This window comes from Streptomyces sp. NPDC060209 (genome assembly GCF_042728155.1).
GTDB lineage: Bacteria > Actinomycetota > Actinomycetes > Streptomycetales > Streptomycetaceae > Streptomyces.
In genome coordinates this window covers 1-21,470 of sequence record NZ_JBHWZS010000136.1, presented here as the reverse complement: position 1 = coordinate 21,470, position 21,470 = coordinate 1, and the positions used below count along the sequence as shown (strand labels likewise).

Here is a 21,470-nt window from a genome sequence, read left to right as displayed (position 1 = left end):
GGGGGGGGTGTGGTTTTTCTGGGGTAGCGTAGGGGGGCGTTGGTTGTGGACCACTGTCGTCCCCCCCTCAGGGTAAACGCTTGTGCACCCCACGACGCCCGAAGCGCCGATCCCGCGGCCGCACCCCCCGGTGACGGCATTTGCATATACATGCGAACGAGTGCATACTCTTCCTATGTCTAAGGTTCTCACCTCCCTGCCCACCGGCGAGCGCGTCGGCATCGCTTTCTCGGGCGGCCTCGACACCTCGGTCGCGGTCGCGTGGATGCGCGACAAGGGTGCCGTCCCGTGCACCTACACCGCCGACATCGGCCAGTACGACGAGCCCGACATCGCCTCGGTGCCCGGCCGCGCGAAGACCTACGGCGCCGAGATCGCGCGTCTGGTCGACTGCCGGGCGGCACTGGTCGAGGAGGGCCTGGCCGCACTCGCCTGCGGCGCGTTCCACATCCGCTCGGGCGGCCGTGCCTACTTCAACACCACGCCGCTCGGCCGCGCCGTCACCGGCACCCTGCTGGTCCGGGCGATGCTCGAGGACAACGTACAGATCTGGGGCGACGGCTCCACGTTCAAGGGCAACGACATCGAGCGGTTCTACCGCTACGGTCTCCTCGCCAACCCCCACCTGCGCATCTACAAGCCGTGGCTCGACGCCGACTTCGTCACGGAGCTGGGCGGCCGCAAGGAGATGTCGGAGTGGCTGGTGGCCCACGGGCTGCCCTACCGCGACAGCACCGAGAAGGCGTACTCCACCGACGCCAACATCTGGGGCGCCACCCACGAGGCGAAGACGCTGGAGCACCTCGACACCGGCGTGGAGACCGTCGACCCGATCATGGGCGTCCGCTTCTGGGACCCCTCGGTCGAGATCGCCACGGAGGACGTCACGATCGGCTTCGACCAGGGCCGCCCGGTGACGCTCAACGGCAAGACGTTCGCCACCGCGGTCGACCTGGTGATGGAGGCCAACGCGATCGGCGGCCGCCACGGCCTGGGCATGTCGGACCAGATCGAGAACCGCATCATCGAGGCGAAGAGCCGCGGCATCTACGAGGCGCCCGGTCTGGCACTCCTGCACGCCGCGTACGAGCGCCTCGTCAACGCGATCCACAACGAGGACACCCTCGCCCACTACCACAGCGAGGGCCGGCGCCTCGGACGGCTGATGTACGAGGGCCGCTGGCTGGACCCGCAGGCGCTGATGGTCCGCGAGTCGCTGCAGCGCTGGGTCGGCTCGGCCGTCACCGGCGAGGTGACGCTGCGGCTGCGGCGCGGTGAGGACTACTCGATCCTGAACACCACCGGGCCCGCGTTCAGCTACCACCCGGACAAGCTGTCGATGGAGCGCACCGAGGACTCGGCATTCGGCCCGGTGGACCGCATCGGCCAGCTCACCATGCGCAACCTCGACATCGCCGACTCGCGCGCCAGGCTCGAGCAGTTCGCCGGCCTCGGCCTCGTCGGCACGACCCAGCCCTCGCTGATCGGCGCCGCACAGGCGGCGGCGACAGGACTGATCGGCGCCATGCCTGAAGGCGGAGCCCAGGCCATCGCCTCGCGCGGCGAGGTCTCCGGCGACGACGCGCTGCTGGACCGCGCCGCGATGGAGTTCGGCACCGACTGACGGACGTCCGGGCCCTCCGGCCGACCGGCTGACCGGCCTGCCGGAGGGGCACCTTATCCTCGGATCCACGGCGGACACGCCGGCGGACAGGCAGGAAAGCGAAGGTGGCGGCAATGGCGAAGGTCCCGGCAGCGGCAGTGGCGGCGGGCGGTCTCCTCGGCGGATACGGAATCGCCCGCTGGACCAGGAAGCGCCCGCTGGGCGGCGTCGCACTGGCCGCCGCCGGGTCGGTGGCGGCCTACGAGTGGAACCGGCAGGCCGGGGCCCGCGCGGCCACCGGGCTGACCGTCGCCTACGTCGCCGCCTTCGCGGGCTCGCACCCTCTGGCCAAGAAGATCGGCGCCTGGCCCGCGGTGTTCACCGTGGCGGGCGGGGTCGCCGCCGCGTCGTGGGCGGTCACCCGGCGCGGCGCGCGGTAGGTCCCGGCGCGCTTTGGGTCCCGGCGCGGCGCGGGTCCCGTCCGAGAAAGTCCGGCCCCGGGGATTGAACACGGGCGCCATGGGGTGCGTACTGAAGAGCAACTCCCCGCGTGACCCGGGGGCGTGCCCGTACGACAGGACGGGCACGCCTCCGGTCAGCCTCCCAGCGCGTGCGACACCGAATAGATCGCCAGGCCGGCCAGCGCGCCCACCACAGTGCCGTTGATCCGGATGAACTGCAGGTCGCGGCCGATGTGCGCCTCGATCTTCTTCGACGTCTGGTCCGCGTCCCAGCCGGCCACCGTGTCGCTGATCAGCGAGGTGATCTCCGTGCGGTACGTCGTGACGACATAGGCCGCCGCGTCCTCCAGCCAGCCCTCCAGCTTGGCCTGCAGCCGCTCGTCCGTGGACAGCCTGGCGCCCAGCGACATCAGCGACGCCCGGGCCCGCATCCGCAGCTCGCTCCGCTCGTCCTCGGCCGCCGCGATGATCATCGTGCGGACGGACGACCAGGCGGAGGCGATGACGTCCTGGACCTCACCGCGCCCCAGGATCTCCGACTTGAGCCGCTCCACCCGGGCCCTGGTGTCCGTGTCCGTCTGGAGGTCGGCGGCGAAGTCCGTCAGGAAGGTGTCGATCGAGCCGCGCGCCGGATGGCCCGGCATGTCGCGCATCTCCGTGACGAAGCGCAGCAGCTCCTTGTAGACCCGCTCCCCCACCCGCTTGTCGACGAACCGCGGCGTCCAGCCCGGCGCCCCGCCCTGCACCGCGTCCATCACGGAGTCCCCGTGCAGGACCAGCCAGTCGTGCGCCCGTACGCAGACGAGGTCGACGACCCTGCGGTGGCCGCCGTCCGAGACGATCTTCTCCAGCATCTTGCCTATCCCCGGGCCGACTTCCGCCGCGTCCGCCCGACGGGTGATCGCCTCCCCGACCACCGCCTGCACATCGGAGTCCCGCAGCACGGTCAGCGCCCCGCGCAGCGCGGTGGCCAACTCGGCGGTGACCCGGTCCGCGTGTTCCGGCTCCGCGAGCCACGCTCCGAGACGCGAACCGACGCCCAGAGCGTGAATTCGGTCACGAACGACGTCTCCGGAGAGAAAATTCTCGCCGACGAAGGAACCGAGTGATGCCCCCAACTGGTCCTTCTTGGTGGGAATGATGGCGGTGTGGGGGATGGGCAGACCGAGCGGACGCCGGAAGAGCGCCGTGACGGCGAACCAGTCCGCCAGCGCACCCACCATTCCGGCCTCGGCGGCCGCTGCGACGTAGCCCGGCCAGCCGCCCACACCCTCGTTCTTCGCCCAGGTGGCGAGGACGTACACGAGCGCGACGAGCAGGAGCAGACCTGTGGCTGTGGTCTTCATACGGCGCACACCGCGCCGCTTCTCCTCATCGGCGGCGGTGTACGCGAAGCCTCCCAATGTCGGCCTCGGCCGCCCACCGGGAGCCCCGGATGCCGTTCCCTGTCCCGCGTCCTGTTCCATCCGCTCCACCCGTCCGCGTACGCGTCACGCCGTGCCGTACGCATTGTCCCTACCTCACCTACTCCCGGGCCGCACGTCGAGTTCCCCGGGGCCTGTCGCATCATGAGAGCAACCCGAACACCGGGACGAACACCGCAAGGAGAATCACCGCAGATGCCCAGGCGCCAGGGGTACGCCCTGCTCATCGCCCTCGTGGCAGGCACCGCGACGCTCGCCACCGCCGTCGCGTTCGGCACGTCGCTGATCGCAGACGAGCGGCAGACACCGCTCAGCGGGCCCCAGAGCCACACGGCGGCCCGCAATCCCGCCGCACCGGCCAACTCCATCGGCACCTGGGTCGCCACCTGGACCGGAGCCCCCGTCAGCGCGGAGCCCAATGCCGGGCAGGGCTACCCCGGCCGCACCATCCGCAACATCGTGCACACCAGCGTCGGTGGTGACGCCGCCCGCATCACCCTGTCCAACCTCTTCGGCACCGCCCCGCTCGTCATCGACCAGGCAGCCGTCAACACCCGCCGGGTGACCTTCCAGGGCCGGCCCACCGTCACCGTCGCCGCGGGCCGACAGGTCATCAGCGACCCCGTCGTCGTACCCGTCGCCCCCGACGCCGACCTGGAGGTAACCCTCCGCACCCCGTACGCCGCCGGGCCCGTCACCCAGCACCCCAACACCCACCAGACCTCCTTCCTGGCCGACGACGCCGGCACCTGGAGCACAACCCGGTGGCGCTACCTGACGGCCGTCGACGTCCGCAACAAGACGTCGCCCGGCGCGATCGTCGTGATCGGCGACTCCCTCACGGCGGGCAGCGGCTCCACCACCGACGCCAACAGCCGCTGGACGGACGTCCTCTCCGACCGCCTCCGGCACGCCTACGGAGTCGCCAACCAGGGCATCGCGGGCAACCGTCTCCTGCGCGACAGCCCGCTCGCACTGAGCGGCGTGAAGAATCTGGGCGGTCGGAGCGGCGCCCACCGCTTCGAGCGCGACGTCCTGTCCGTCGCCGGAGCGAAGACCGTGATCATCGCGCTCGGCATCAACGACGTACAGCAGTTCCCCCAGGAGCCGGACCCCCGGCGCATCACCGCCGGACTCCGCGCCCTCACCGAGCGCGCGCACACCCAGGGGCTGAGGGTCGTCGGAGCGACGCTGACACCCTTCCAGGGCTACACGACCTGGACGCCGGCACGTAACAGCGTGCGCCTCGCGGTGAACGAGGAGATCCGCTCCGGCCGGATCTTCGACGCGTTCGTCGACTTCGACCGGGCCGTGCGCGACCCCTACGCGCCCAACCGGATCCTGCCCGAATACGACTCGGGCGACCGGCTGCACTTCAACGACGCCGGCTATCGCGCCCTGGGCCACGCCGTCGACCTCGGCGCGGTGGACGGGACGCCGAAGGCCGACGCCTTCTGACGCGCGCCACGCGAGGCCGGGCGATGCCATCGAGCCGCCCGGCCGCCTTCGCGAACCGCCGGGCTCAGCCGAGTTCCTTGCGCCCGTCCCCCGCATCCGGCTTCTCCAGCCGCAGACGCTCCTGCTCCTGACGCCGCCGCTTCTCCGCCTTGCTCCGCTTGCGCTCCACACCGACCCCGCCCATCAGCGCGAACCCGGTGATCTTCACCCGCGGGGCATCCGGAGCGGGCTCCGGCTCCTCGTCGAGCTTGGAGTGCTCTCCGAAACCGCCCATGATGCCGAGCCCGTTGACCTGGACGTTGAGGTCCGGCGGCACCGTCACCTGCATGCCAGCCATGATCGTGAAGCAACGGATCACGATGTCGCGCTCCGCGAAGTGGGCCTCCCGCAGATCGATCTCGCCACCGCCCCACATCGCGAACGCGGTGAACTTCGGCCCCACCGTCCAGCGGCCCTTGCGGCTGAACCCGCCCCAGAAGGCGAACGCCCCCGACGAAGTGGGCTCGCCCCCGATCCGGGCCGGCCAGTCGACGGACGAGCCCTGCCGATCTGCCACCGACCCGGTCACCGGCCGGGCGAGCCCGCCCGGCACCGGCAGATCACGTACGAGCGGTACCAACTCCCCATGCGTACGCGCCTTGAACGTGGCGTCGAGCCGCTGCTCGAACTCGTCCATCTCCAACCGGCCCTCGGCCACGGCCTCCCGCAGGGTCTCGGCGACCCGCTCACGTTCCGCGTCGGAGGCACGCATGTCCGGGTTTTCACTTGTCATACCGCGCACCCTATAGAGCAATCACGGGACGGGCCTAGGGAGCAGAATCCGACACGTACATCTTCGCGATGACGGACTCGATGTCCGGCTCCCGCACCGACAGATCGACCATCGGGTAGTCCGCCGCGATGCGCGCCACCAGCGGCGCGGCCGACGAAGCCGCCGGGAACGCCAGCCACTGCCGGGGGCCGTCCACCTTCACCACCCGCACCGAAGGCTCCGACCCCAGCTCGATCGGCGGCAACTCCCTCTCCAGGTCCACGACCAGCGTGCGCTCGCTCCCGCCCACCTCGTGCAGCCCGGCGAGCGCACCGTCGTACACCAGACGGCCGTGGTCGATCACCATCACCCGCTTGCACAGCTGCTCGATGTCGGTCAGATCGTGCGTGGTCAGCAGCACCGTCGTGGACCGCTCCGCGTTCAAGTCCCGCAGGAAGCCCCGCACCTTGGCCTTGGAGACCACATCGAGGCCGATCGTCGGCTCGTCCAGGTACAGCACCTCCGGATCGTGCAGCAGCGCCGCCGCGATATCGCCCCGCATCCGCTGCCCCAGCGACAGCTGCCGCACCGGCACGTCCAACAACGGACCCAGATCGAGCAGTTCGACACACCGGTCCAGATTCTCCCGGTATCGACTGTCCGGGATCCGGTACATCCGGTGCATCAGCCGGTACGAGTCACGCAGCGGCAGGTCCCACCACAGCGTCGTACGCTGCCCGAACACCACGCCGATCCGGTGCGCCAGCTTCGTACGCTCCCGCGACGGGTCGATCCCCGCGACCCGCAGCCGTCCGCCGCTCGGCGTGAGAATGCCCGTCAGCATCTTGATCGTCGTCGACTTGCCGGCCCCGTTCGGACCGATGTAACCGACCATCTCACCGCGCGGCACCCGGAAACTGATGCCGTCCACCGCCCGCACCTCGCGCCGTTCACGGCGCATGAAGCCAGTCCTGCGGCGCACGTCGAAGACCTTCTCGACGCCGTCGAGCTCGATGAAGTCCATGTCGTCCACGCCCACTCCTCAGCTTCCCGTACTGCGGTACGCCCGCAGCCCCATCCGCCACGCCAGCCCTGCGAGCACCCAGCACCCCGCGGCCACCACCGGCGGCAGGAACGCCACCCACCGAGGCAGGTCCAGCGGATAGTCCCGGCCCAGCACATACAGGGCCGGCAGCCAGCTCACGAACGCCAGCGGAACCACGAACGTCACCCCGCGCACCAGGTCCTTCGCGAACACCGACGGCGGATACTGCAGCAACGTCGTCCCCCCGTACGTGAACGCGCTCTGCACCTCCGACGCGTCCTGCGCGTAGAACTGGAACGCCGCTCCCACCACGAAAACCGCCCCGAAGATGGCCGCCCCGCTCAACACCATCAGCGGCACCATCACCACCTTCAGCGGCGTCCACGCGATGTCCAGTGCCATCAGCGCATAGCCCAGCACCAGCAGCCCCTGCGTGATCCGCCCCAGCCTCCGCAGCGCGAACCGGTCCGCCGCCACCTGCGCCAGCACCGGCACGGGCCGCACGAGCAGCGTGTCCAGCGTCCCGTCCCGCACCCGCCGCCCCAGCCGGTCCATCGACCCCAGCACCAGATCGGACAGCCCGAACGCGGTCGCCGACGTCCCGTACAGCAACGCCACCTCCGGCAGGGTGAAACCGCCCAGCACGTCGACGTGCGCGAACATCAGCATGATCGTGACGAAGTCGAAGCCCGTCGCCACGAAGTTCCCGACGGTCGTCATCACGAACGACGCGCGGTACGCCATCGTCGAGCGCAGCCACATGGCCACGATCAGCCCGTACGCCCGCACCCCCTCGACCAGCCGCGACCGCTCGGCGAACACGGTCTCCGGCTCCACGGCCATCCGCTCGACCCGGACGTCAGCCACCCTGAACCACCACCCTCCTGGTCGCCACCGACTGCAGCATCCGCCCCGCCAGCAGCAACGCCACCGCCCAGCCGGCCTGGAAGGCGTACGCCCGCAGCAGATCCCAGCCCGCGTACCTGCCGAGGAACACATCGGCCGGCACCTGCAGCAGGGACGACCACGGCAACGCCCTCGCCACGTCCCCCAGCACCCCGGGAAACAGCGGAAGCGGCAGCAGCATCCCGGAGAAGAACAGCCCGGCCAGCCAGGCGATCTGCATCGCCCCCGCCCCGTCCATCAGCCAGAACGCCGACAGGGCCACCAGGAAACGCACCCCGAAACTCACCACGACCCCGAGCGCCACGGACACGAGGAAGGCCAGCCACGTCCAGGGCGAACCCGGCAGCGCCAGATCGAAGGCCAGGGCCCCCAGCACCATCGGCACGATCCCGCGCCCCAGCAGATGGAACGCCGCCCGGCCCAGGTCCCCCGCCAGCCACCACAGCTGCAGATCGGCGGGCCGGTACAGATCGACCGCGATGTCGCCCGTACGGATCCGCTCCATCAGCTCGTCCTCGAAACCGCCGCCCATCATCGCGCAGGTCATCAGCAGGGCCTGACCCAGCCACACATACGTCAGCGCCTGCGACATGTCGTAGCCGCCGAGATGCGGACGCTCGTCCCACAGGGCGATGTAGGTGTACGCCAGGATGAAACCGAAGACGGTGTTGGTGAACACCCCCGCGAGCGTCGCCACCCGGTAGGTGGCGTAACGCCGGAACCCACCGGCCGCCACCACGGCATAGAGCCGCACCTCGCCCCCCCCCTCTTCCGCCAAAGCGCACGACCCTAGTCGACGGCGATCCGCCGCCGCGACCTCATTTCCGTGGAGGGATCCGAGGGTTATCCGTCCGAAAAGTGCACTATAGGAAAATCATCCGCAGTCGAGGAGCCTCCACAGTCATGAGCCACGAGCCACCGCAGCACGGCGGAGACCCTGGTCAGCAGGGCTCCGAGGGCTGGGCCCCCCGAGACCCCTCGGCCGCGGCCCCCACCCCCGACCCCCAGCCCCCGAACGGCGCACAAGCCCCCAAGGGGCGCAAGAAACGCCCCAAGCGGCCCAAGCGCACCGGCTGGCGACGCGCCGTCCCCACCTGGCGCATGGTCCTCGGCGGCGTACTCCTCCTCGCACTGCTCCTCGTCGGCGGCTTCATCGCCGGCTACCAGCTCATCGACATCCCCGCCGCCAACGCCGCAGCGACCGCGCAGGCCAACGTCTACGTGTACGCGGACGGGAAGACCGTCATCGCCCGGGACGGCGAGATCAACCGCGAGAAGATCCCGCTCGACCGCATCCCCCCCACCATCCAGCACGCCGTACTCGCGGCGGAGGACCGGGACTTCTACTCCGAGGACGCCATCGACATCAAGGCCACCCTCCGCGCCGGCTGGAACACCGTCACCGGCAAGGGCAGACAGGGCGGTTCCACGATCACCCAGCAGTACGTCAAGAACTACTACCTCGGCCAGGAACAGACCGTCGTCCGCAAGGCCAAGGAATTCTTCATCTCCATCAAGCTCGACCGCGAACAGAGCAAGGACGAGATCCTCGAGGGCTACCTCAACACCAGCTACTTCGGCCGCAACGCCTACGGCCTCCAGGCCGCCTCCCACGCCTACTACGGCAAGGACGTCGAAGACCTCGACGCCGGCGAAGGCGCCTACCTCGCCTCGCTGCTCAACGCCCCCAGCTCCTACGACGTCGTCGCCCACCCCGAGAACAAGAAGGCCGTGCTCGCACGCTGGGACTACGTACTCGACGGCATGGTCGAGCACCACTGGCTCACCCCCGCGGACCGCGACGCCATGACCTTCCCCGTCCCCGGCAAGGCGAAGCCCGCCACCGCACTCTCCGGCCAGCGCGGCTACATCGTCCAGGCGGTCGAGGACTACCTCGTCAAGAACAGGATCATCACCGAGAGCACCCTCGCCACCGGCGGCTACCGCATCACCACCACACTCCAGAAGAAGAAACAGGACGCCCTGGTCGAAGCCGTCGAGGACAACGTCCTGTCGAAGACCAGCGACGACCGCGAGGCCGACCGCAACGTCCGCGCCGGCGGCGCCTCCATCGACCCCGCCACCGGCCACGTCGTCGCCCTCTACGGCGGGGTCGACTACACCAGGCAGTTCGTCAACAACGCCACCCGCCGCGACTACCAGGTCGGATCCACCTTCAAGCCATTCGTCCTCGCCGCCGCCCTCGCCAACGGGTCCACCACCCAGAAAGACCGCGCCATCACCCCCAACACCCGCTACGACGGCACCAACGAACGCACCGTCCAGAGCGCCACCGGCTCCACCGGCTACTCCCCCGCCAACGAGGACGACGTCGACTACGGCTCCATCACCGTCCGCGAAGCCACCGACAAATCCGTCAACGCCGTCTACGCCCAGATGGCCCAGGACGTCGGCCCCGAAGAGGTCAAGGACACCGCGATCGCCCTCGGCATCCCCCAGAACACCCCCGACCTCACCGCCACCCCCTCCATCGCACTCGGCCCCGCCACCGCCAGCGTCGTCGACATGGCCTCCGCCTACGCCACCCTCGCGGACCACGGCAGACAGCGCGCCCACACCCTCGTCTCCAGGATCAGCAAGAACGACACCGACCTCGACCTCCCCACCAGGAACACCCGGCGGGCCATCAGCCGCGAAGCCGCAGACACCACCACCTCCGTCCTGCGGAGCGTCGTCGACGGAGGCACCGGTACCGCAGCCAGGGGCGCCGGCCGCCCCGCCGCGGGCAAGACGGGCACCGCCGAGGAGGACAGGGCCGCATGGTTCGCCGGCTACACCCCCGAACTCGCCACCGTCATCGCCGTCATGGGCCAGGACCCCGAAACCGGCATCCAGAAACCCCTGTACGGCGCACTCGGCCTCGCCCGCATGAACGGCGGCGGCGCACCCGCCCAGACCTGGGCCTCCTACACCCGGGCCGCGCTGGAAGGCACCGCCGTGCAGGACTTCGATCTGGAGGCCGACGAAGGCCCCGAAGAGCCCGACCCGGACGAGAGCGCGGAAGGCGAGGACACCGAGGAAGCCGGGGGCACCGGAAAACCGAGGGACGGCGAAGACACCGACGAACCCGGCACCGGAGAATCCCGTGAAGAACGGGACGGCAACCGCTCCCGCACACCGGACTCCCCCTCCGAAGCCTCCCGGGACCCCCAGGAACCGCGCGCCACCGCCCCCGCCGACGCACCCTCACGCGCCTCCGCCGACCAAGCCGCCGACCGGGGATCGGACGCGCGGGGATCCGACGCCCGGGGATCCGACGCCCGGGGATCCGACGCGCGGCAGCCCGGCAGAGAACCCGCGGACCAGGAACCCGCCGGCCCCGACGACGGCCGCCCCGCCGACCCGCGGGACGGTCGCCCCACCGACCCACGGGACAGCCGCCCCGCCGACCCGCGCGACAGGGGCGGGCAGGACCCCCACGGCCCCACCCGCCCCTGAACACTCAGTGCCCGGACGTCGCCTTCAGCCCCACCACAGCCACCAGCAGCAGACAGACGAAGAAAATACGGGCGGCGGTCACCGGCTCATGCAGCACCACCATGCCCAGCACCGCCGCACCGGCCGCACCGATCCCCACCCACACGCCGTAGGCCGTACCGATAGGCAGCGTCTTCGCCGCCTGCGACAGCAGCATCATGCTGGCCACGATCCCCAGCCCGGTGAACACACTCGGCCACAGCCGGGTGAACCCCTCGGTGTACTTCATCCCGATCGACCAGCCCACTTCCAGCAGACCGGCGACGATCAACAGAACCCACGCCACGACGGCACCTCCACGACGAAACACGCGAACAACACGGGTGCGTCGTCTTTGCGGAAACCCGGTACGGCGCGTCTCGTCGGGGTCACACCACCGTAGCAACAAACAGCAGAAAGGCCTGGTGACAACGGTCACCAGGCCCACTCACCCCACACCCGCCTACAGATACAGACCGGTCGAATCCACCGAACCCTCGAACCGGTCCGCCGCCACCGCGTGCAGATCCCGCTCACGCATCAGCACGTACGCCACACCCCGCACCTCGACCTCGGCACGGTCCTCCGGGTCGTACAGCACCCGGTCACCCGGCTCCACGGTCCGCACGTTCTGGCCGACCGCGACCACCGCGGCCCACGCCAGACGCCGGCCGACCGCCGCCGTCGCCGGAATCAGGATGCCGCCGCCCGACCGCCGCTCGCCCTCGGGCGAATCCGACCGCACCAGCACACGGTCGTGCAGCATCCGGATCGGCAGCTTGTCGTCGGTGTTGCTCATGCCGTTGTCGCTCACGCGCAGAAACCTACCTGCCCCGAACCGCCCGCACGCCCCAGGGCCGCCCGGAAACCGCCCTCAGCGCCGCTTGCGCCGCGCGGACCGGGAAGACCGCGACGACGACACAGTCAGCAACGCCACCGCGCCGACCACCACCAGCGCCGCCGGAATCACCCGCTCCAACCGCGGCGAACCGTCCTCCGCCACGAACTGCGCCTTCACGTCCGAAACCGAACGGTTCACCGCGACGAACGCACGCCCCGCCGTCCGGTCCACCGTCGACGCAACCTTGGCCTTCGCGTCACCGATCATCGTCTTCGGGTGCACCCGCACCCCGATCTCGTCCAGCACCACCGCAAGCTGCTCACGCCTGCTGATGATGTCCGCCTCGATCTGCGCAGGGGTCCTGGTATCCGACACTGCGCCGCCTCCGTGGTCGTCGTCGGGTAAACCTTCATCGACAGTCTGTCAGCTCGGCCGCCCCTACACCCGTCGGCACCCCCTATTACGCTCGGTGCCACACAGCCCACGTGCCACTCGAGGAGAAACATGAGCGAGCGACTCCAGACCGGCGACACCGCCCCCGCCTTCACCCTTCCGGACGCGGACGGCAACGACGTCTCGCTCGCGGACCACAAGGGACGCAAGGTCATCGTCTACTTCTACCCCGCCGCACTTACCCCCGGCTGCACCAAGCAGGCATGCGACTTCACCGACAACCTGGAGCTCCTGACCGGCGCCGGTTACGACGTCATCGGCGTGTCGCCCGACAAGCCGGAGAAGCTCGCGAAGTTCCGCGAGCAGGAAAACCTCAAGGTCACACTGGTCGGCGACCCCTCCAAGGAGACGCTGGAGGCATACGGCGCGTTCGGCGAGAAGAAGCTCTACGGCAAAGTGGTGACGGGCGTGATCCGCTCCACGATTGTGGTCGACGAAGAGGGCAAGGTGGAGAAGGCCCTCTACAACGTCAAGGCGACCGGACATGTCGCCAAGATCATCAAGGACCTCGGGATCTGACCCCGGTTCGGGGGGATCCTGACCGAAAAAGGTGTGACCGAGATCGCAATCTCCTGTTGATTCGGTTTGCAACCGCCATGACTGCGCAGAAGCCTTTCCTGGAACACCGTTCGACGAAAGGAACCGGCCATGGCGGCCTCCGACCCCCACCAGGCGGCCGACCCTGATGCGGTCAAACGCCACCCAGCGCTCTTCCGGGTCATCCGGAAGCGCCAGAACCCCCGGCTCCGTCGGACGGACATCACCATCACCGACGACCAGGCGGTCAAGCGGGCGGTGAAGGCGGCGTCACTCGGTAACGCCATGGAGTGGTTCGACTTCGGCATCTACTCCTACCTGGCCGTCACCATCGGGCACGTCTTCTTCCCTTCGGGGAACGACACCACCCAGCTCCTCTCGTCGTTCGCGACCTTCGCCGTGGCGTTCCTCGTCCGGCCACTCGGCGGCATGTTCTTCGGCCCCATGGGTGACAAGATCGGCCGCAAGAAGGTCCTGGCCCTCACCATGATCCTCATGGCGATCGGCACCTTCGCGATCGGCCTGATCCCCTCCCACGGCACCATCGGCGTCTGGGCCGCCGTCCTGCTCATCTTCTTCCGGATGCTCCAGGGCTTCTCCACCGGCGGTGAGTACGGCGGGGCCTCGACCTTCATCGCCGAGTACGCCCCCGACAAGCGCCGCGGCTTCTTCGGCAGCTTCCTCGAATTCGGCACCCTGGCGGGATACGTCGGCGCCGCCGGACTCGTCACCCTCCTCTACGCCCTCCTGGACACCGGCCAGATGGAGACCTGGGGCTGGCGCATCCCGTTCCTCGTCGCCGGTCCTCTCGGCCTCGTAGGCCTCTACCTGCGACTCCGCCTGGACGAGACGCCCGCCTTCCAGAAGCTGGAGGGCGGCACCGCCCACGCCACGGAGGCAGCCGACCACGTGGAGACCACGGCGAAGGGCGACCTCGCCAAGATCTTCCGCCAGCACTGGCCGACACTGATCCTCTGCATCGCCCTGGTCGGCGCGTACAACATCGCCGACTACATGCTGCTCTCGTACATGCCGACGTACCTCTCGGACGAGCTCGGTTACAGCGAGACCCACGGCCTGCTCATTCTGCTCGGCGTCATGGTCGTCCTCATGGTGATCATCAGCCAGTTCGGCAAGCTCTCCGACCGCTTCGGCCGCAAGCCCCTGCTGATGACCGGAATGCTGGGCTTCCTGTTCCTGTCACTGCCGGCCTTCCTGCTGATCCGCCAGGGCAGCATCCCGGCGATCACCATCGGCATGCTGATGCTGGGGCTCTCCCTGGTCTGCCTGCTGGGCACGATGTCGGCCGCCCTCCCGGCCCTGTTCCCGACCAACGTCCGCTACGGATCCCTGTCGGTCGGCTACAACCTCTCGGCCTCGATCTTCGGTGGTACGACCCCACTGGTGATCACCGCCCTGATCAGCTGGAGCGGCTCGAACCTGATGCCGGCGTACTACGCGATGGCGGCGGCCCTGGTCGGCGTGATCGCGGTGGCCTGCATGAAGGAGACCGCCAACCAGCCCCTGGCCGGCTCCCCACCCTCGGTGGAGACGGAAGAAGAAGCGGCCGAACTGGTCCACGCCCAGAGCCCGGACCCGAAGTTCTGACGCACCCCGCGCCAGGGCCCGTACCGCCACAAAGCGGTACGGGCCCTTCCGCATCTCGTCGTATTACGGACGTGACCATCCGATGAGCGGTTCGTTGCTCCGTACGAGGCCGCGAACGTGCGGCCGGATGCGGAGGGGACATGCGGGCAAGCCCATACACGCGCGAGCGCCTCGCTGAGGCGGCCTCATCGTCACGGACACTCTCGGAGGCACTGACGAAGCTCGGGGTCGACCCGAAGAGTTCGACACGGCAGTACCTTCGCGAGCGCATGAGGAAAATGGGCATAGCCACTGCGCACTTCGAGCGCGAGGGTGCTCGATGGACCAGGGAAGTCCTGGAGCCCGTGGTGGCCGCGTCAACGAGTGTGTACGAGGTGCTTCACCGCCTCGGTCTCGACGCGGTGGGAGGCCACCACACCAACATCAGCCGACGCATCAAGGCGTACGGCATCAACACCTCGCACTTCTGCCAGCCCTCCAAAGCCGGGATGAAACAGCGCCGCCGCACCCCCCAGGAGTGGCTGATGGAGAACACGTCGCCACACGCCCGTCGAGTTCCGAGCAGCCGCCTCAGGCCCGCCATGAAGGCGCTCGGCACTCCGGAGCGCTGCGCCCTCTGCGGGACGGAACCGGTCTGGCGCGGGCGCCCGCTCCGGCTCGAGGTGGATCACATCAACGGGAACTGGCGCGACAACCGCCTGGAGAATCTGCGCCTCCTGTGCCCCAACTGCCATTCCGCAACCGACACATACCGCGGTCGCGCCAAAGGACGCCGCACAGAGAGTGGCAGCCGATGAGCCAAAGGAAGCAGTACACGGGGGAGCGGCTGCTCGAAGCCGCAGAGCACTGCTCAGACATCGACGAGGTCATAGCCTTCTTCGGCACCCACCCCTACGGGCAGCTCCGCGCCTATCTGCTTCGGCGCTTCGCCCACTTCGGGATCGACGTCTCCCACTTCAGCCGCTGTGGTTCCGATACCGTCGCCTCGCGCCCGACCCAGGACACACTCCGCGCGGCTGTGGCGGACTCTCGCTCCCTGGCGGAGCTGCTGCGCAAGCTTGGCCGCCGGGACAACACCCGTCAACGACACCTCGTGCGCCAGTGGCTCACCGAAGCAGGCATCACGACCTCTCACTTCCTCGGTCAGGCACACCAGCGTGGCCAGCCAGCTCCGACACCCACCAAGCGCCCCGAGGATCTGCTGGTGAAGCACGACGGCAGGCGCCGCACCAAGACCTCGCTGCTGCGTCGAGCCCTGTCCGAGGTCGGCGTGCCCGAGCAATGCGCCGAGTGCGGAATGGATCCGTTCTGGCGCGGAGATCCGATCACTCTGGAGATCGACCACATCAACGGAGACTGGAGCGACGACCGGGCTGAGAACCTTCGACTCCTGTGCCCGAACTGCCATGCCGTCACCAGCACGTGGTGTCGAGGGGGCACACGCCGAACAGTGCACCCTCAAGACTCGCTTACCACCTCGACAGCCCGCCCGGTACCATGACAGGCGGCTAGCGGCGGTGGTGCAATGGCGACACAGCAGACTTAGGATCTGTGGCCCGTGAAACGGCTTGAGGGTTCGAATCCCTTCCGCCGCACTACGAACGGCCTGCGAATCGAAGACTCGATGCGCAGGCCGTTCTGTATCTGGAGACTCAGCCCACCAACTCCCGCACCACCGGCACGAGCGCCCTGAACGCCTTGCCCCGGTGGCTGATCGCGTTCTTCTCCGCCGGAGTCAGCTCCGCGCAGGTCCGGGTGTCGCCGTCCGGCTGGAGGATCGGGTCGTAGCCGAAGCCGTACGCGCCGGCGGCGGCGTGGCGCAGGGTGCCCGTGAGGCGGCCCTCGACCACGCGTTCCGTGCCGTCGGGGAGGGCCAGGGCCGCGGCGCAGGCGAAGTACGCGCCGCGGTGCGGGGTGTCGATGTCGGAGAGCTGGGCGAGGAGCAGGTCCAGGTTGGCCGCGTCGTTGCCGTGGGCGCCCGACCAGCGGGCCGAGAAGATGCCGGGGGCTCCGCCGAGTACGTCGACGCAGAGGCCGCTGTCGTCGGCGACGGCGGGGTGGCCGGTGGCCTGGGCCAGGGCGTGCGCCTTGAGGAGGGCGTTCTCGGCGAAGGTGACGCCGGTTTCCTTGACGTCGGGGATGTCGGGGTACGCGTCCGCGCCGACGAGGTCGTGGGTCAGGCCCGCGTCGGCGAGGATCGCGTGGAGTTCGGTGATTTTCCCGGCGTTGCGGGTGGCGAGGATCAGGCGCGTCATGCGTCGATTATCGCCGCCCGGTCACGGGGTGCAGACCTTGCCGATCTCGGTGGCGGCGTCCGTGACGGGGGTGATGTCCGGGGTCGCGTCGCCCTTGTCGATGGAGTCGCGGACGTTGGTGACTCCGGCCTGGAGGTCGTCGACGGCCTTGCTCAGGTCGGCGTTGTCCGTGGTGTCGCCGAGGTCCTTGAGGTCCTTGTCGATCTGGTCCAGTGCTTCCGAGGCCTGTGTCGGGTCGTTGGAGGCGTTGGATATCGCCTGCTGGAGGCTGTCGACGCTGGTGGCGATGGCGTCGGCGGTGCGGACGCAGTCGAGGGCCTTGTCGACGGCTCCGCAGCCGACGGCGGCGGTGAGGGTGAGCAGAGTGGCCGTGACGGCGAGTGCGGTGCGGTGGTGGCGGCGCGAGGCCATGGTGCGGTCCCTCCCCGGGGGCGGATACGTGGACGGACGCACGGTTCGACCCGTGCGCCCGTATCCGCTACGACGCTGTGCGCTGCGTATTTGGTTGCTTCTTTACTCGCCGAGTGTGCGGGCGAGTGCCTCTTCCTGGAGCTTGGCCAGGTCGGTGCAGCCGGCGGTGGCGAGGTCGAGGAGGGCGTTGAGCTCGTCGCGGTCGAAGGGTTCGGCCTCGGCGGTGCCCTGGACCTCGACGAAGCGGCCGTCGCCGGTGCAGACGACGTTCATGTCGGTCTCGGCGCGGACGTCTTCCTCGTAGCAGAGGTCGAGGAGGGGGGTGCCGTCGACGATGCCGACGCTGATCGCGGCGACGGTGCCGGTGAGGGGCTTGCGGCCGTGCTTGATGATCTTCTTGCCCTGGGCCCAGGCGATGGCGTCGGCGAGGGCGACGTAGGCGCCGGTGATGGCGGCGGTTCGGGTGCCGCCGTCGGCCTGGAGGACGTCGCAGTCGAGGACGATGGTGTTCTCGCCGAGGGCCTTGTAGTCGATCACGGCGCGCAGGGAGCGGCCGATGAGGCGGCTGATCTCGTGGGTGCGGCCGCCGATCTTGCCGCGTACGGATTCGCGGTCGCCGCGGGTGTTGGTGGAGCGGGGCAGCATGGAGTATTCGGCGGTGACCCAGCCTTCGCCGCTGCCCTTGCGCCAGCGCGGGACGCCTTCGGTGACGGAGGCGGTGCAGAAGACTTTGGTGTCGCCGAAGGAGATGAGTACTGAGCCTTCGGCGTGCTTGCTCCATCCGCGTTCGATGGTGACGGGGCGGAGCTGTTCGGGGGTGCGGCCGTCGATGCGAGACATGGCGTCGAGCCTATCGGCTGAGGAGGCCGGGTCCGTTCGGGTGCGCGGCAGGCCCCGCTCCGAGCCGGTCGGGGGCGGAGCGGGGCCTGCGCGTGGGATTTTGGTGGGCCGGCGGGGTCAGCCGGTCACATCATGTCTTCGATGTCGGCGGCGATGGGGTCGGCGTCGGTGCCGATGACGACCTGGATCGCGGTGCCCATCTTGACGACGCCGTGGGCTCCGGCGGCCTTGAGCGCGACTTCGTCGACCTTGCTGGGGTCGTGGACCTCGGTGCGGAGGCGGGTGATGCAGCCTTCGATCTCGTCGATGTTCTCGATACCGCCGAGCCCGGCGACGATCTTCTCAGCCTTGCTGGCCATGTCCTTCTCCCTGGTCTGTGCGTGCGTGGGGCGGCCCACCGTGGGTCCGTTTCGTCACGGTAACGCACGGTTGGCCCAACTTCACGGGCGGGTAACCGTGCTGTCCCCAATGATGACGATCACCGGCGCCCTGCCTTCCGACGGGGCTCCGCACCGTATCGCAACTGGTCTACACCAGTTTGCAACGACCGCCAAACCTGGCGTGTTCCGGGAGGATGCCGATGAGCTCGAGTGCGGCGGCAGTACCGCAGCGGAAGTGGTGGAACGGGCCGGTCCAGGGCTTGCAGAAGGTCGGCCGGAGCCTGCAGCTGCCGGTGGCCGTACTGCCCGCGGCGGGCCTCCTGGTCAGCCTCGGCAACCTCTTCGACTCCTCGCTGCACGGCGCCTTCTGGGACAAGTTCGCGAAGGTCCTCCTCAACGGCGGCACGGCGATCCTCGACGGCGAGGTGGGTCTCCCCCTCCTCTTCTGCATCGGTGTCGCGATCGGCTTCGCGAAGAAGGCGGACGGCTCGACGGCGCTCGCCGCCGTCGTGGGCTTCCTCGTCTACCGGGGCGTGCTGGCGGCCTTCCCGGTGGACGACTCGGTGACCGAGGCCACGCCGGACGGGGTGCCGCAGAACCCGGGGGTCCTCGGCGGCATCATCATCGGCCTGCTCACCGCCGTGGTCTGGCAGCGCTACCACCGCACGAAGCTGGTCGACTGGCTCGGCTTCTTCAACGGGCGCCGCCTGGTGCCGATCCTGATGGCGTTCCTCTGCGTGATCCTGGGGGTGCTGTTCGGCCTGCTGTGGCAGCCGGTCGGCGACGCGCTGACCTGGTTCGCCAAGCAGTTGATCGATCTGGGCTCCTGGGGTGCGGCGATCTTCGGCTTCGCGAACCGGCTGTTGATCCCCATCGGCATGCACCAGTTCCTGAACACCTTCTTCTGGTTCCAGGCGGGCGAGTTCACCGGATCCGACGGTGGCACCGTGCAGGGCGACATCTCCCGCTTCTTCGCCGGGGACCCGTCGGCCGGGCAGTTCACCTCGGGGTTCTTCCCGATCATGATGTTCGGCCTGCCGGCCGCCGCGCTGGCCATCGCCCACACCGCGCGCCCCGAGCGGCGCAAGGAGGTGTCCGGGCTGATGCTGTCCGTGGCGCTGACGTCGTTCGTGACGGGGGTGACGGAGCCGCTGGAGTTCTCGTTCCTCTTCGTCGCTCCGCTGCTGTACGGGGTGCACGCGATCCTCACCGGGGTTTCGATGGGGGTCACCTGGGCGTTCGGCGTGCATGCGGGGTTCAGCTTCTCGGCCGGGCTGATCGACTACGTCGTCAACTGGCACCTGGATACGAAACCGTGGCTGATCATCCCGATCGGGCTGTGTTTCGCGGTGATCTATTATGTGATCTTCCGGTTCGCGATCACCAAGTTCAACCTCCAGACCCCCGGGCGCGAGCCCGCCGAGGAGGAGGAGAGGATCGAGGAGGACCTCACCAGGTAAGGCCCCCTCCGGCCCTCCGCGCGGCCCCCGGACCTCCTGGTCCGGGGGCTTCGACGCGTCACCGAGGGTGGCGGGTGCACTACGGGGCAAATTGAAGGTTCCTTATCCAACCCTCACCGTGCTAAAACTGGTCTACACCACTCAGTGGTCCAGACCACGCGGCCGTTTCTGCCGCCGCGTTCCTCGAGTCGCCGCCCCCGATCACCTGTCCCCGGCGGCGCCTTGCCAACTGGAGGAAGTTGATGAGTACGGACACCGCTCCGGCCGCACCCGCAAAGAAGCGGGGCGCCGGTGTGATGGCTGTCATGCAGCGCATCGGCCGCAGTCTCATGCTGCCCGTCGCGGTCCTGCCCGCGGCAGCGCTGCTGGTCCGGCTCGGCAATGCCGACATGCTCGGCCGCGAGTCGTTCCCCACCGTCATCACCAAGCTGGCCGGCTACATGGCAGCCGGCGGCGGCGCCATTCTCGACAACATGGCCCTGCTGTTCGCCGTCGGTATCGCCATCGGCTTCGCCAAGAAGTCGGACGGCTCGACGGCTCTCGCCGCGGTGACCGGCTACCTGGTCTTCCAGAAGGTGCTCGCCACCTTCACCGACAGCAACCTGCCCCAGGTCGCGAGTGTCGCCGACGGCAAGATCGTCATGAGTGACGCCCCGGTCAACGCGGGTGTGCTCGGCGGTGTCGTGATGGGCATAGTCGTGGCCCTGCTGTACCAGAAGTTCTACCGGACGAAGCTGCCCGACTGGGCGGGCTTCTTCAGCGGCCGTCGCCTGGTCCCGATCCTCTCCGCCTTCGCGGGCCTGGTCATCGGTATCGTCTTCGGGCTCATCTGGCCGGTGCTCGGTGCGGGCCTGCACAACTTCGGTGAGTGGCTGGTCGGTTCCGGCGCTGTCGGCGCGGGCATCTTCGGTGTCGCCAACCGTGCGCTGATCCCCGTCGGCATGCACCACCTGCTGAACTCCTTCCCGTGGTTCCAGGCCGGCGAGTACAACGGCGCCCACGGCGACATCGCCCGCTTCCTCGCAGGCGACCCGAACGCCGGACAGTTCATGACCGGCTTCTTCCCGATCATGATGTTCGCCCTCCCGGCGGCCTGCCTGGCGATCGTCCACTGTGCCCGTCCGGAGCGCCGCAAGGTCGTCGGCGGCATGATGTTCTCGCTCGCGCTGACCTCGTTCGTCACCGGTGTGACCGAGCCGATCGAGTTCACGTTCATGTTCATCGCCCCGGTGCTGTACGCGATCCACGCGGTGCTGACCGGTGTCTCGATGGCCCTGACCTGGGCACTCGGCATGAAGGACGGATTCGGCTTCTCGGCCGGCCTGGTCGACTTCCTGCTGAACCTGGGCATCGCGTCGAAGCCCTGGATGCTGGTGCTGGTCGGGCTCTGCTTCGCGGTGCTCTACTACGTGGTCTTCCGCTTCGCGATCACGAAGTTCAACCTTCCGACGCCGGGCCGCGAGTCCGACGAGGAGCTCGCCGAGCTCCAGAAGGCCGAGGCCAAGTAGGCCCCGCCCGTACGACAACGACGAAGCCCCCGTCCCTCCCGCAGGAGGGACG

At 69.0% G+C, this 21,470-nt stretch carries 22 protein-coding genes, 1 tRNA gene and 1 riboswitch; of the genes, 11 read left to right on the top strand and 12 right to left on the bottom strand.

Going from position 1 to position 21,470, the window contains the following annotated elements:
• The first annotated feature begins 175 nt into the window (after window positions 1–175).
• Together argG and ACFWFI_RS24230 are read left to right on the top strand one after the other, a co-directional pair.
• Window positions 176–1,624: an argininosuccinate synthase gene (argG, locus tag ACFWFI_RS24235; RefSeq protein WP_387393915.1), complete on the top strand. Its 1,449-nt coding sequence runs from the start codon at window positions 176–178 to the stop codon at window positions 1,622–1,624.
• 113 nt (window positions 1,625–1,737) lie between these two features.
• Entirely contained in the window at window positions 1,738–2,043 is a 306-nt protein-coding gene (locus tag ACFWFI_RS24230; RefSeq protein ID WP_387393913.1) for a hypothetical protein, read from the top strand.
• A gap of 155 nt (window positions 2,044–2,198) precedes the next feature.
• On the opposite strand, the gene ACFWFI_RS24225 is transcribed toward ACFWFI_RS24230, so the two are convergent.
• The gene (locus ACFWFI_RS24225) at window positions 2,199–3,530 is read right to left on the bottom strand and encodes a DUF445 domain-containing protein (protein WP_387393911.1); all 1,332 of its coding nucleotides are present in this window, start codon (window positions 3,528–3,530) and stop codon (window positions 2,199–2,201) included.
• Window positions 3,531–3,683: 153 nt separating this feature from the next.
• Between ACFWFI_RS24225 and ACFWFI_RS24220 the strand changes: the two genes are divergently transcribed.
• Window positions 3,684–4,946: an SGNH/GDSL hydrolase family protein gene (locus tag ACFWFI_RS24220; RefSeq protein WP_387393909.1), complete on the top strand. Its 1,263-nt coding sequence runs from the start codon at window positions 3,684–3,686 to the stop codon at window positions 4,944–4,946.
• Window positions 4,947–5,010: 64 nt separating this feature from the next.
• On the opposite strand, the gene ACFWFI_RS24215 is transcribed toward ACFWFI_RS24220, so the two are convergent.
• From ACFWFI_RS24215 to ACFWFI_RS24200, 4 genes are read right to left on the bottom strand one after another with little or no spacing between them, the layout of a single operon-like run.
• Window positions 5,011–5,697, bottom strand: a complete 687-nt coding sequence (locus tag ACFWFI_RS24215; RefSeq protein ID WP_387393923.1) for a DUF1707 domain-containing protein — start codon at window positions 5,695–5,697, stop codon at window positions 5,011–5,013.
• A 55-nt stretch (window positions 5,698–5,752) separates the two neighbouring features.
• The gene (locus ACFWFI_RS24210) at window positions 5,753–6,721 is read right to left on the bottom strand and encodes an ABC transporter ATP-binding protein (protein ID WP_387393921.1); all 969 of its coding nucleotides are present in this window, start codon (window positions 6,719–6,721) and stop codon (window positions 5,753–5,755) included.
• Between the two features lie 18 nt (window positions 6,722–6,739).
• On the bottom strand, window positions 6,740–7,585 hold the full coding sequence (locus ACFWFI_RS24205) for an ABC transporter permease (protein WP_387393919.1): 846 nt from the start codon (window positions 7,583–7,585) through the stop codon (window positions 6,740–6,742).
• 16 nt (window positions 7,586–7,601) lie between these two features.
• Complete coding sequence (locus tag ACFWFI_RS24200; RefSeq protein WP_387393917.1) at window positions 7,602–8,402, bottom strand: ABC transporter permease; 801 nt, start codon at window positions 8,400–8,402, stop codon at window positions 7,602–7,604.
• A gap of 149 nt (window positions 8,403–8,551) precedes the next feature.
• Here ACFWFI_RS24200 and ACFWFI_RS24195 point away from each other — a divergent pair, with 149 nt between their 5' ends.
• Window positions 8,552–11,107 (top strand): transglycosylase domain-containing protein, encoded by a 2,556-nt coding sequence (locus ACFWFI_RS24195; protein WP_387393907.1) that lies wholly within the window; start codon window positions 8,552–8,554, stop codon window positions 11,105–11,107.
• Between the two features lie 4 nt (window positions 11,108–11,111).
• On the opposite strand, the gene ACFWFI_RS24190 is transcribed toward ACFWFI_RS24195, so the two are convergent.
• From ACFWFI_RS24190 to ACFWFI_RS24180, 3 genes are all read right to left on the bottom strand, one after another.
• Complete coding sequence (locus ACFWFI_RS24190) at window positions 11,112–11,432, bottom strand: DMT family transporter (protein ID WP_099172860.1); 321 nt, start codon at window positions 11,430–11,432, stop codon at window positions 11,112–11,114.
• Between the two features lie 36 nt (window positions 11,433–11,468).
• Window positions 11,469–11,534: riboswitch (guanidine-III (ykkC-III) riboswitch) on the bottom strand.
• Between the two features lie 54 nt (window positions 11,535–11,588).
• The gene (locus ACFWFI_RS24185) at window positions 11,589–11,924 is read right to left on the bottom strand and encodes a GroES family chaperonin (protein ID WP_033298980.1); all 336 of its coding nucleotides are present in this window, start codon (window positions 11,922–11,924) and stop codon (window positions 11,589–11,591) included.
• 75 nt (window positions 11,925–11,999) lie between these two features.
• Window positions 12,000–12,341, bottom strand: coding sequence for a DUF3618 domain-containing protein (locus ACFWFI_RS24180; protein ID WP_387393905.1), 342 nt, complete (start codon window positions 12,339–12,341; stop codon window positions 12,000–12,002).
• 129 nt (window positions 12,342–12,470) lie between these two features.
• Here ACFWFI_RS24180 and bcp point away from each other — a divergent pair, with 129 nt between their 5' ends.
• The 5 genes from bcp (at window position 12,471) to ACFWFI_RS24155 (ending at window position 16,159) form a co-directional block, all read left to right on the top strand.
• The gene (gene bcp / locus ACFWFI_RS24175; protein ID WP_387393903.1) at window positions 12,471–12,938 is read left to right on the top strand and encodes a thioredoxin-dependent thiol peroxidase; all 468 of its coding nucleotides are present in this window, start codon (window positions 12,471–12,473) and stop codon (window positions 12,936–12,938) included.
• Window positions 12,939–13,067: 129 nt separating this feature from the next.
• Complete coding sequence (proP, locus tag ACFWFI_RS24170; RefSeq protein ID WP_387393901.1) at window positions 13,068–14,564, top strand: glycine betaine/L-proline transporter ProP; 1,497 nt, start codon at window positions 13,068–13,070, stop codon at window positions 14,562–14,564.
• 140 nt (window positions 14,565–14,704) lie between these two features.
• A complete protein-coding gene (locus tag ACFWFI_RS24165; RefSeq protein ID WP_387393899.1) occupies window positions 14,705–15,361 on the top strand; it encodes an HNH endonuclease signature motif containing protein in 657 nt (218 codons plus the stop codon).
• Complete coding sequence (locus tag ACFWFI_RS24160; protein ID WP_387393897.1) at window positions 15,358–16,065, top strand: HNH endonuclease signature motif containing protein; 708 nt, start codon at window positions 15,358–15,360, stop codon at window positions 16,063–16,065. Before ACFWFI_RS24165 ends, ACFWFI_RS24160 begins: the two co-directional genes overlap by 4 nt.
• Before the next feature lie 10 nt (window positions 16,066–16,075).
• Window positions 16,076–16,159: transfer RNA gene (locus tag ACFWFI_RS24155), tRNA-Leu, on the top strand.
• A gap of 57 nt (window positions 16,160–16,216) precedes the next feature.
• On the opposite strand, the gene rdgB is transcribed toward ACFWFI_RS24155, so the two are convergent.
• From rdgB to ACFWFI_RS24135, 4 genes are all read right to left on the bottom strand, one after another.
• Window positions 16,217–16,819, bottom strand: a complete 603-nt coding sequence (rdgB, locus tag ACFWFI_RS24150) for an RdgB/HAM1 family non-canonical purine NTP pyrophosphatase (RefSeq protein ID WP_387393895.1) — start codon at window positions 16,817–16,819, stop codon at window positions 16,217–16,219.
• A gap of 21 nt (window positions 16,820–16,840) precedes the next feature.
• Complete coding sequence (locus tag ACFWFI_RS24145; RefSeq protein WP_387393893.1) at window positions 16,841–17,230, bottom strand: hypothetical protein; 390 nt, start codon at window positions 17,228–17,230, stop codon at window positions 16,841–16,843.
• 102 nt (window positions 17,231–17,332) lie between these two features.
• Window positions 17,333–18,070 (bottom strand): ribonuclease PH, encoded by a 738-nt coding sequence (gene rph, locus ACFWFI_RS24140; protein ID WP_104786209.1) that lies wholly within the window; start codon window positions 18,068–18,070, stop codon window positions 17,333–17,335.
• 125 nt (window positions 18,071–18,195) lie between these two features.
• Complete coding sequence (locus ACFWFI_RS24135) at window positions 18,196–18,468, bottom strand: glucose PTS transporter subunit EIIB (RefSeq protein WP_387393891.1); 273 nt, start codon at window positions 18,466–18,468, stop codon at window positions 18,196–18,198.
• 182 nt (window positions 18,469–18,650) lie between these two features.
• Between ACFWFI_RS24135 and ACFWFI_RS24130 the strand changes: the two genes are divergently transcribed.
• Both ACFWFI_RS24130 and ACFWFI_RS24125 read left to right on the top strand, forming a co-directional pair.
• On the top strand, window positions 18,651–19,910 hold the full coding sequence (locus ACFWFI_RS24130; protein WP_387393889.1) for a PTS transporter subunit EIIC: 1,260 nt from the start codon (window positions 18,651–18,653) through the stop codon (window positions 19,908–19,910).
• A gap of 242 nt (window positions 19,911–20,152) precedes the next feature.
• Window positions 20,153–21,418: a PTS transporter subunit EIIC gene (locus ACFWFI_RS24125; RefSeq protein WP_387393887.1), complete on the top strand. Its 1,266-nt coding sequence runs from the start codon at window positions 20,153–20,155 to the stop codon at window positions 21,416–21,418.
• The last annotated feature ends 52 nt before the right edge of the window (window positions 21,419–21,470 follow it).

Excerpts from the sequence above, each read along its gene's own strand:
- ACFWFI_RS24220 (WP_387393909.1), top strand. The coding sequence starts at position 3,684 with ATGCCCAGGCGCCAGGGGTACGCCCTGCTCATCGCCCTCGTGGCAGGC.
- ACFWFI_RS24185 (WP_033298980.1), bottom strand. The coding sequence starts at position 11,924 with ATGAGCAACACCGACGACAAGCTGCCGATCCGGATGCTGCACGACCGT.
- ACFWFI_RS24210 (WP_387393921.1), bottom strand. The coding sequence starts at position 6,721 with ATGGACTTCATCGAGCTCGACGGCGTCGAGAAGGTCTTCGACGTGCGC.
- bcp (WP_387393903.1), top strand. The coding sequence starts at position 12,471 with ATGAGCGAGCGACTCCAGACCGGCGACACCGCCCCCGCCTTCACCCTT.
- ACFWFI_RS24145 (WP_387393893.1), bottom strand. The coding sequence starts at position 17,230 with ATGGCCTCGCGCCGCCACCACCGCACCGCACTCGCCGTCACGGCCACT.
- ACFWFI_RS24225 (WP_387393911.1), bottom strand. The coding sequence starts at position 3,530 with ATGGAACAGGACGCGGGACAGGGAACGGCATCCGGGGCTCCCGGTGGG.
- rdgB (WP_387393895.1), bottom strand. The coding sequence starts at position 16,819 with ATGACGCGCCTGATCCTCGCCACCCGCAACGCCGGGAAAATCACCGAA.
- ACFWFI_RS24195 (WP_387393907.1), top strand. The coding sequence starts at position 8,552 with ATGAGCCACGAGCCACCGCAGCACGGCGGAGACCCTGGTCAGCAGGGC.
- ACFWFI_RS24215 (WP_387393923.1), bottom strand. The coding sequence starts at position 5,697 with ATGCGTGCCTCCGACGCGGAACGTGAGCGGGTCGCCGAGACCCTGCGG.
- ACFWFI_RS24165 (WP_387393899.1), top strand. The coding sequence starts at position 14,705 with ATGCGGGCAAGCCCATACACGCGCGAGCGCCTCGCTGAGGCGGCCTCA.
- ACFWFI_RS24230 (WP_387393913.1), top strand. The coding sequence starts at position 1,738 with ATGGCGAAGGTCCCGGCAGCGGCAGTGGCGGCGGGCGGTCTCCTCGGC.
- ACFWFI_RS24130 (WP_387393889.1), top strand. The coding sequence starts at position 18,651 with ATGAGCTCGAGTGCGGCGGCAGTACCGCAGCGGAAGTGGTGGAACGGG.
- ACFWFI_RS24205 (WP_387393919.1), bottom strand. The coding sequence starts at position 7,585 with ATGGCCGTGGAGCCGGAGACCGTGTTCGCCGAGCGGTCGCGGCTGGTC.
- ACFWFI_RS24125 (WP_387393887.1), top strand. The coding sequence starts at position 20,153 with ATGAGTACGGACACCGCTCCGGCCGCACCCGCAAAGAAGCGGGGCGCC.
- proP (WP_387393901.1), top strand. The coding sequence starts at position 13,068 with ATGGCGGCCTCCGACCCCCACCAGGCGGCCGACCCTGATGCGGTCAAA.
- ACFWFI_RS24160 (WP_387393897.1), top strand. The coding sequence starts at position 15,358 with ATGAGCCAAAGGAAGCAGTACACGGGGGAGCGGCTGCTCGAAGCCGCA.
- rph (WP_104786209.1), bottom strand. The coding sequence starts at position 18,070 with ATGTCTCGCATCGACGGCCGCACCCCCGAACAGCTCCGCCCCGTCACC.
- argG (WP_387393915.1), top strand. The coding sequence starts at position 176 with ATGTCTAAGGTTCTCACCTCCCTGCCCACCGGCGAGCGCGTCGGCATC.